This window comes from Acinetobacter sp. AS5 (assembly GCF_048957595.1).
GTDB lineage: Bacteria > Pseudomonadota > Gammaproteobacteria > Pseudomonadales > Moraxellaceae > Acinetobacter.
The window spans coordinates 1-10,123 of sequence record NZ_JARDAL010000070.1; the positions used below are offsets into that span (position 1 = coordinate 1).

Annotated in this window: 6 protein-coding genes; 3 read left to right on the forward strand and 3 right to left on the reverse strand. The window is 42.3% G+C overall.

The window, feature by feature from the left end; genetic code table 11:
- Positions 1-255 precede the first annotated feature (255 nt).
- Positions 256-1,986 (forward strand): dihydroxyacetone kinase subunit DhaK, encoded by a 1,731-nt coding sequence (dhaK, locus tag PV763_RS16090; protein ID WP_420938204.1) that lies wholly within the window; start codon positions 256-258, stop codon positions 1,984-1,986.
- A 121-nt stretch (positions 1,987-2,107) separates the two neighbouring features.
- Here dhaK and PV763_RS16095 read toward each other — a convergent pair whose 3' ends face one another.
- The 3 genes from PV763_RS16095 to PV763_RS16105 all read right to left on the reverse strand — a co-directional run bounded on the left by PV763_RS16095 (position 2,108) and on the right by PV763_RS16105 (position 5,104).
- A complete protein-coding gene (locus PV763_RS16095) occupies positions 2,108-3,382 on the reverse strand; it encodes a glutaminase (RefSeq protein WP_420938205.1) in 1,275 nt (424 codons plus the stop codon).
- Between the two features lie 223 nt (positions 3,383-3,605).
- Entirely contained in the window at positions 3,606-4,412 is an 807-nt protein-coding gene (locus tag PV763_RS16100) for an SDR family oxidoreductase (RefSeq protein WP_420938206.1), read from the reverse strand.
- Positions 4,413-4,432: 20 nt separating this feature from the next.
- On the reverse strand, positions 4,433-5,104 hold the full coding sequence (locus PV763_RS16105) for a hypothetical protein (RefSeq protein WP_278356815.1): 672 nt from the start codon (positions 5,102-5,104) through the stop codon (positions 4,433-4,435).
- A 175-nt stretch (positions 5,105-5,279) separates the two neighbouring features.
- Here PV763_RS16105 and PV763_RS16110 point away from each other — a divergent pair, with 175 nt between their 5' ends.
- Both PV763_RS16110 and PV763_RS16115 read left to right on the forward strand, forming a co-directional pair.
- A complete protein-coding gene (locus tag PV763_RS16110; protein WP_420938207.1) occupies positions 5,280-8,174 on the forward strand; it encodes a valine--tRNA ligase in 2,895 nt (964 codons plus the stop codon).
- 108 nt (positions 8,175-8,282) lie between these two features.
- Complete coding sequence (locus tag PV763_RS16115) at positions 8,283-9,893, forward strand: KAP family P-loop NTPase fold protein (protein WP_420938208.1); 1,611 nt, start codon at positions 8,283-8,285, stop codon at positions 9,891-9,893.
- The last annotated feature ends 230 nt before the right edge of the window (positions 9,894-10,123 follow it).

Sequence of the window (10,123 nt, forward strand, 5' to 3'; positions counted from 1 at the left end):
GGCCAGAGATGTTAAATTGAAGAGCATGCTCTTCAATTTAACGCAAAGTTCAGGAATTGTGTAGATACCTATGCCTTTTAGGAGAGGGTTAGGGAGAGGTAAAATTTAACAACCAATAAAAAATCTGAAACTGCCCCTTTTCTAACCGCTCACCCCAAAATCATCTGTTTTTACACTTTTCAGTCTGCAAATTTCAAACATTTCCATAATAATAAGACTTTACACATCTCCCAGAATACGTGAAGGCCTTCCTCCATGAAAAAACTCATCAACAACCCTGAAAACTTGGTTGTCGAAATGTGCAAAGGCTTTGTCCTTGCCCATCCTGAACTACAATTTACCGAATCCCATAAAATCATTTCACGTAAAGAGAAACACAACAACGTGGCACTGATCAGTGGCGGTGGCAGTGGTCACGAACCTGCACATGCAGGCTTTGTGGGTACTGGCATGTTAGACGCGGCCGTGTGTGGTGATGTATTTGCATCACCTTCTCAAATTCAGGTCTACAAAGCCCTGCAACATGTCGCGACAGACAAAGGTGTACTGATGATCATCAAAAACTATTCTGGCGATATGATGAATTTCCAGAATGGTGCAGCTTTGGCAGCAGAAGATGGCATTAAAGTCGATTATGTCAAAGTGGCGGATGATATTGCCGTTAAAGATAGCCTCTATACGGTTGGTCGTCGTGGCGTGGCGGGTACTGTATTTGTACATAAAATTGCAGGTGCAGCAGCATCAAAAGGTTTAGAGCTTGCGGAAGTCAAAGCCGTGGCTCAAAAAGCAGCAGATAACGTGATTAGTCTTGGTTTCGCCTATACCTCATGTACCGTTCCTGCCAAAGGCACACCCACCTTCACCTTGGCGAATGATGAAATGGAATACGGCGTCGGCATCCACGGCGAACCGGGTATCCGTCGTGAAAAAATCCTGCCATCCAAAGAGCTGGCACAACGTATTATCGATGACTTATTCCTTGACCGTCCTGACATGCAAGAAGTTGCGGTGTTGGTGAATGGCTTTGGTTCAACGCCAATGCAAGAACTGTATGTGTTTAACAATGATGTATGCGAACATCTGGCCCGTAAAGGTATCAAGATTTACCGCACATTCGTTGGCAACTACATGACCAGTATCGACATGAATGGGGCTTCGGTTTCATTGCTTGCTGTGGATGATGAACTGAAAACCTATCTGGATGCGGAAGCCAATACCCCTGCCTTTAAGCTGGATGGCTCACCTGCACTACCATTTGAATTTGCAGCACAAGACGTAGCAGCAGAAAGTCATGCTAATATTCAAGTCGAAACCGCAGCAGAACATGCTGAAATTCAGAACGAGCAATTCACGATTGAAAACATGCGTTATGTGGTCGATGTGATGGCGGCCTGCATTATCAAAAATGAAGTGCCATTCTGTGAGCTGGATGCCCATGCAGGCGACGGTGATTTTGGTATGAGTGTAGCCAAAGGCTTTAAACAACTGAAACGCGAATGGCAAGGCCTGATTCAAGCGCAGTACATGGATGAATTTTTGCTGAACAGTTCCATGATTATCATGGAGCATTGTGGTGGTGCATCAGGTCCAATCTGGGGTTCAGCGTTTCGTGCAGCGAGCAAAGCCATTCAAGGCAAAACCACATTAACTGTGGCAGATTTTGCCGAGATGCTGCAAGCAGCAGTGAAAGGTATTCAAGTGACAGGTGAGCGTTCATTTGGTCGTGGTGCTGTGGTCGGTGACAAAACCCTGATTGATGCTTTGGTTCCTTGCGCAGACTCTTGGTCAGCCAATACCGACAAGAGGTTTAAAGAAAACTTTGTCTTAGGTGCAGAGGCCGCAGTAAAAGGTGCAGAATCCACCAAAGAGATCGTGGCGCGTATGGGCCGTGCTGGTACAGTCGGTGATCGTAGCTTAAGCTATCCGGACGCAGGCGCACACGGCTTAGGCGTGATCTTTACGGACATTGCCGAGCATATTAAATAAACTTTTCAAGATTTGAAAAGAGCCTCGACACTGTTCGGGGCTTTTTTATATTTCATTTCCTCTACTGAGTAAGTTTAAAAGCACAAATAATGAAAGGCATACTCATTCCTATGGATGTGGCTTAATGAAACTTGTCCAAATAGCGCTCTAGTTCTTCTGTCACTACTACCCGCTTATTGCCTTTTACCTGTTCTTCACTCAATACGCCTTCAGAATCAATGACTACCACTTTGTGTCCAGCTGCTTGTAAACGTTTAACGCCTTCAAATAACATGCGTGCACCCACATCATGAATCAGAGTCAAATTGGTCAGGTCTATGACTATACGTGTTTTAGCATCTGGCTCATCCTGCAAGATCCGCAGCAACATTTCCGATTCGGTAAATTGCAATACACCGCGCAGCTCATACACGATAATGTCATTGTTCTTACCTGCTGTATAACGACTTTGCAAAATGGTCTGTGCCGATGGCGTCCCTTCCATCAGATGCAAGCCCATGTCACGCGACAAACGCTCAAAAATATCTACCCCACGTACACTATGCCCATGCTCATCAATTTTAGGAGAAAAAACCACAATTCCCACCTGCCCAGGCAATACCCCGATAATTCCACCCGACACACCACTTTTGGCAGGAATGCCCACCGTAGTCAGCCAGTCACCCGCCGCATCATACATGCCACAGGTCATCATCACGCTGAGCACTTGGCGCACTACATCACGCTCTAACAACTGTTTGCCAGTTTTGGCCTGAACACCACCATTAGCGAGCACACTACAGATATTTGCCAGATCTTTGACCGTTACCTTAATCGCACATTGCTTGATATATCCATTGACGATTTCCACAGGATCCGAATCAAGCACACCTACAGTACGCAGCATATAGCCAATCGATAGGTTCCGGAATGCAGTTTTGACTTCCGACTTATATACCTGCTTGTCGAATTCCAGTTGACGGCCTGCCAGCTCACTTAAAAAACGGCGCAAGCATTCCGCACGTGAAATGCCTTTTTGTACCGGAATCAAAGAATGCGTGGTGATCGCACCCGAGTTAATCATTGGATTTTTCGGAAGATTGGTTTCTTTATCCAGTGAAATCTGATTAAAAGCCTCTCCTGAAGGTTCAACGCCGACCTTTTCCAGTACTGCTGGAATTCCCAAATGCTGCAATGCCAAGGCATAGGCAAAAGGTTTGGACATTGACTGCATGGTAAATTCGGTTGCATCATCTCCCGTAGAATAGATCGTGCCATCCACCGTAGTCAGCGCCAAAGCGAACTTGTTTGGATCTACCGCTGCCAGTTCAGGGATATAGTCAGCCAAAGCGTCCTGATCATTATCATGACAGACCGTTAATACATGCTGGAGATAATCGGGCACCGGGGTTTTCATCGAATGAGCTTATTCCAGTTGGCTGTTATTTTTAATTAACATACCGGCTTTTGGCTTAAGTACCAGAGTGAAAAGGTAATTTTCTGCATATCCATGTTATCGGCTGCATTCCCTTTATGGGCAATTCTCCAGAAATGAATTGCATTTTTAAGTATTGTTATTTTTGTTGATGTTTTAAGAGACATAAAAAAGGGCGCTACTGCCCTTTTTTACTCTGGATGATTTATTTAACGTTGGTTTTACGAATCATTTTGTATAGCACCTTGGGTGAAATACGCGAAACCAGCACACCGAGTTTTTCTTTCTTGCCGCCAATCACAATATATTCTTCGCCGCACTGCAAGGCTTGTACGCTTTGACGGGCAAAATCTTCTGCCGACAACCCATTTTCAATCGCTTCATCCTGCTTGGCTTGTGGCTTGCCTTCCCCATTTAAAGCATTAAATGAGACATTGGTTTGAACAAAGCCCGGAAAAATCACCGAGACCTGAACACCCTGATCAGCAACTTCCGCACGCAAGCTGTTAGCCCACATATGAATCGCTGCTTTGGCTGCGGAATAGGATGCGCGATACTGGGTGCCGAGCAAACCTGCCACACTGGAAATAAAGACGATACGACCTGATTTTTGTGCCAGAAAGGTTGGCAATACCATTTTGGTAAGAAACACCTGAGAAAAGTAATCGACTTCCATAATGGCTCGTTCAGTCTGCATGGTGGTATCTGCAATCAGGGCACGCTGGCTAAGTCCGGCATTGTTAATCAGCCAGTCAATCCGGCCTTTTTGTTGCAAAACCTGTTCATAGGCATGACGAACCTGGCTTTCATCCGTGATATCGGCAATGACTGAAATATGCTGACCCGGATTGGTGAGACTTTGGCGAACATTTTCCAGTTCTTCATGCCGGCGTGCAGTCAGTACCACCTGTGCTCCGAGTGCAGCACATTGCTGTGCGATCGCCTTGCCAATTCCTGAAGATGCGCCGGTAATCCAGACCACTTTTCCATTTAAGTCTTCAACTTTCGCCATGAAATCCTATTTCCCTTGTTTTAATGAATATGGTGCGGCATTTCATCTTCCAGAAATGCCAGCAAATGCTCAAAATAATAACTCATGGTATCGGCATCATAGATGCTACCGAGCTTGTCAAAACGTTTATAGCCTAACTGGGTGGTTAAATGAATCACCCCATTCAAGGTTTTATCGACCACCACATTAAATTTCAACATTTTTTTCGGTTCACGGATTAAATGCGTCACCCCTTGATCGACCACCTGAGTAAAAGCTTTTAAAGCGGGTGATACATACTGGTGATTACCATTTTTCATCTGGTCAACACAGCCGAGCAGTTCCATCACCAGCATCTTTTCCACCGGATAACGCATAAAAGCATCACCGGCCTGTTCATAAGTCATTTGATGCAGGTAATTCACCATTGGCATGAGCCGTTCATTGCCAAATAAGGAAACCGACCAGGGCATATATTTACGCGTTGTATGAATAATCTGCTGAATCACTTTTTCAGACTCACTGTCCGGTGAGTTGGCCAGTTGCACCACCTGACCAAAAATCTGGTCAATAATTTCACAGGCCATATCGGCCAGATTTTCACCTAAGGGTCTGGCCAGACTGTTTTGCTCGCCCGCATTTAATCGGAAATGAAGGTCTTTAAAGCGCTGATGAGTTTCAGGTTGAAGCTTCAGGGAAATGCTATAGCTCATCTTATTATCCTTTTTGATATGCTGCGATGAGTCGCGTTTTTTTATCGTTCTATCATACGATGAGTTGCTATACATGCCAATTGGCTAAAGTTTGCATTTGGTTAAGCTGCCGCATGCACTATTTTTTTTGCTACAATAGAGCCAATTTTTCATTCACTTTTGATCTGTTTAGACTATGACTGACTCAGCGCAAAATATCGCGACAACCTACGATCCGACCGAGATCGAGAAAAAATGGTACCAAACTTGGGAAGAGCGTGGCTACTTTAAGCCGTCTGAAAAAGGCGAATCTTTCTGTATCATGATTCCGCCACCAAATGTCACTGGTAGCCTGCACATGGGTCATGGTTTTAACAATGCCATCATGGATGCCTTAACCCGTTTTAACCGTATGTCTGGTAAAAATACCTTATGGCAACCGGGTACTGACCACGCAGGTATTGCAACGCAAATGGTTGTAGAGCGTCAGTTGGGTGCGCAAGGGGTTAGCCGTCATGACCTAGGTCGTGAAAAATTCATCGAAAAAGTTTGGGAATGGAAAGAACAATCTGGCGGTAACATCACCCGTCAAATTCGTCGTTTGGGTTCTTCTGTAGACTGGTCTCGTGAACGCTTCACCATGGATGATGGTTTATCAAACGCGGTAAAAGAAGTGTTTGTAAAACTGCATGAAGAAGGCCTGATCTACCGCGGTAAGCGCCTGGTGAACTGGGATCCTAAACTGCAAACTGCCCTTTCTGACTTAGAAGTTGAGTCTGATAAAGAAGAAGCAGGTTCACTCTGGCACTTCAAATACTTCTTTGAAGACAAATCACTTCGCACGCACGATGGTAAAGATTATATCGTTGTGGCAACGACGCGTCCTGAAACATTGTTGGGTGATACAGCTGTTGCCGTTGCGCTTGATGATGAACGCTATGCAGATTTGGTGGGTAAAAATATTATCCTGCCAATCACTGGTCGTGCGGTTCCAATCGTTAAAGACGAATATGTAGACAAAGAATTCGGTACTGGCTGTGTAAAAATCACCCCGGCTCACGACTTCAATGACTATGAAGTAGGTAAACGCTGTGAATTGCCTATCATCAATATCTTCAACAAAAATGCTGAAGTACTGGCTGAGTTTGAATACATCGCAAAAGCGGGCGAACAAATTTCTAAAACCATTCCTGCACCTGCAGACTACATTGGTTTAGAGCGTTTTGAAGCACGTAAAAAAATAGTTGAACAGGCTGAAGCTGAAGGCTGGTTAGACCAGATCCAACCATATACGCTGAAACCACCTCGCGGTGACCGTTCAGGCGTGATCGTTGAGCCATTACTGACTGACCAATGGTATGTGAAGATTGCACCACTTGCTGAACCTGCAATTAAAGCTGTGAAAGATGGCGACATCAAGTTCGTACCTGAACAGTACAGCAACATGTACATGGCATGGATGAACAACATTCAAGACTGGTGTATCTCTCGTCAATTGTGGTGGGGTCACCGTATTCCTGCTTGGTACGATGCGGAAGGCAATGTATATGTAGGTCGTGACGAAGCTGAAGTGCGTGCGAAAAACAACATCCCTGCCGATATTGAGTTGAACCAAGACGAAGATGTACTCGATACATGGTTCTCTTCAGGTCTTTGGACATTCTCAACTTTAGGTTGGACTGGCGATGAAGCAAAAGACAAAGAAAACTACTTCTTAAATACATTCCACCCAACAGATGTACTGGTGACAGGTTTTGACATCATCTTCTTCTGGGTAGCACGTATGATCATGCTGACCATGCACTTCATGAAGAATGAAGATGGTACGCCACAAGTGCCGTTCAAGACTGTGTATGTACACGGTTTGGTCCGTGATGGCGAAGGTCAGAAAATGTCTAAATCTAAGGGTAACGTACTTGACCCATTAGACTTGATTGACGGTGTGGATCTTGAAACATTAGTACAAAAACGTACTACAGGTTTGATGAACCCGAAACAGGCAGCGAAGATTGAAAAATCAACGCGTAAAGAATTCCCTGAAGGGATTCAGTCTTACGGTACCGATGCAGTTCGTTTCACCTTCTGTGCGCTTGCAAACACTGGTCGTGACATCAAGTTCGACATGAAACGTGTTGAAGGTTACCGTAACTTTGCCAACAAGATCTGGAACGCAACGCGTTTCGTGATGATGAATGTCGAAGGTCAAACGATTGGTTCAGAAGCACGTCAAGACCTTTGGGAATTGCCTGAACAATGGATCGTAAGCCGTCTGCAAAAAGCGGAACAAGCGGTGCAAACAGCATTTGCAACCTACCGTTTAGATCTGGCTGCGCAAGCGATTTACGAGTTCATCTGGAATGAATACTGTGACTGGTATGTTGAGTTAACCAAACCGGTTCTGAATGATGAAAATGTATCGGAAGAGCGTAAAGCTGAAGTACGTCGTGTTCTTCTTTCTGTGATGGAAGCGTCTTTACGTTTGGCGCATCCGTTGATGCCTTACCTGACTGAAGAAATCTGGCAAACGCTTGCGCCTAAACTCGGTATTACTGGCGAAACCATTATGTTGGCGCCGTACCCGGTTGCTGACCAAGCATTGATTAATGACCAAGCTGAAGCAGATATGCAATGGCTGCAAGGTTTGATTGGTGCGGTACGTAACATCCGTGGTGAGATGGGTCTAGGCAATGCGCGTTTATTGCCTGTACTTTTACAGAACACCACTGAAGCTGAAACTGCCCAAATTTCTCGTATTGAGCCGTTGTTTAAAGCATTGGCAAAAGTTGAAAGCATCACCTTCTTGGCGGATGGCGAACAACCACCATTGTCTTCTTCTTCTGTAGTCGGTCACGTATCTGTGTTCGTTCCAATGAAGGGTTTAATTGACCCTAAAGCGGAATTGGGTCGTCTACAAAAAGACTTAGACAAGGTTCAAAAACAGCATGACCAAATTGCAACTAAACTTGCTAATGAAGGTTTTGTGGCGAAAGCACCTGCTGCTGTGGTTGAAGGCGAAAAAGCAAAACTTGCTGAGTTTGCGGATCAGTTAGCGACGATTAAAGCGAATATGGAGCAAATTGCAGCGCTTTAATGCTGTAGTTTGATTCAAAAAGATCCCCTCTTAGTGAGGGGATTTTTTTTTAAAATCATAATGATATTTGATAGAATTATTTGATTAAAACTTTATAAATACCCCAACATGACAAATATAGATAAATACGCATTTTCTGCTGATAGACCAATTAGAAATTTAGAACAAGACTTATTAGGTCGAGCTGATTTTGCAAAAAACTTAAGTGATGCTATTTCTCAATGGAAAGGTGATGAAAGTCTAGTTATTGCGTTGCATGGAGATTGGGGCTCAGGAAAATCATCAATTAAAAATATGGCATTGTCTTATTCAAAAAAGCAAGATAACTCACCCACAATTATAGAGTTTTCACCTTGGGAATGGTCAGCTCAGGATAAGATTGTTCAAGCTTTTTTTGATGAAATATCAAAATCTATTGGAAGGAAAGACTCATCTAAAGAAGATCAAAATTTGGCAAATATATTTGCTAAGTATGGTAATCACCTTTCTACAGCTCACACGATTTTTAAAAGTGCTAATCTTTTCGTTCCTTTATTAACTACTGCAATTTTAGGTACAGGACTAGTAAGTAGCTATTTTACTGATAATACACAATTAGTGTTACTCATTACGACCTTAACATCACTCATTCCTATCCTTATGTCAGTTACTGAGAAAGGAAGTGACATACTAGGTAAAATGTCAGAAAATTCTAGTCAAAAGGCTAAACTGAATGAAAAAACCTTAGCAGAAATTCGTGAGGAATTAATTACCGCTTTGAAGAGTAGGACAACTCCTCTTTTGATCGTTATGGATGATATTGATCGCTTAACAACTGTAGAGTTGCGAATGATCTTTCAATTAATTAAAGCAAATACTGATTTTCCTAATGTAATATTTTTACTTTTATTTCAGAAAGATATAGTTGAAAAAAAGCTCACTGATACTACGCAATCTGGCGAGAACTATCTAGAAAAAATTATTCAAATACCTTTTACAATTCCACAAATTCAATTAAAACAAGTCCATGAAGTTCTAGTTAATCTACTAGAAGATGTGATAAATAGTCATACTGATGCAGACAAAAAATTTGATCAAAAAAGATGGGTGGAAATTTATCATAACGGTTTAAAAAACTATTTCAATAATTTAAGAAATGTCTATAGATTCAACTCGACTCTATGCTTTAACTTCAATCTTTTTAAAAATAATGATATTTTCGAAGCAGATCCAATAGATTTGATAGCCATTGAATGCTTAAGAGTGTTTGAGCCGAATGTTTATAGCAAACTCTCCAACTCTAAAGAAGCTTTTACCACTTTACGTTCTGTCTCAAGTAACAATCAAACAGATAAAGTAAAGTATTCACGAATAATTGAAGATATTTTCAAGAGCGCATCTGAGAACAATAGAGAATCTGTCGAAGGTATTTTGAAAACCCTCTTTCCTACTACTCAGTGGATCATAAGTAACTATTATCATGATCATAGTTCATATCAAGAATGGTTTACTCAACTCAGAGTATGCCATAAAGACCACTTTGATAAATATTTCAAACTTAGTTTTGATAGCGAAGATTTTTCTACGTCAGACTTTATAAATTTCCTGCAACTAACTGCTAATAGAGAACAGCTTAAAGAGAAAATTCTTGCCCTAGATGCCAGAAATTTACTTGAAGACTTTCTATCCAAATTTGAAGCATATAGTAAACAAGTTCCTCAAGAAAATATTAATTCATAAATTTACGCAATGTTAGATGCTGGTGATGAAATTAATCATGAATCTAGTAAATTTTTTGGTTTTTCAGCCCAAACTTATTTATTCAGATTATGCTCTTGGTCCTTAGAAGATATACCCGATATAAAATTTCGGGCTAAAATATTACAGAATTACATTAGGGTCTGTTGACATTTCAAGTATAGAATTTACCCGATAAAGGTAGCCAAATAAATATACAAGCTAATGCAACT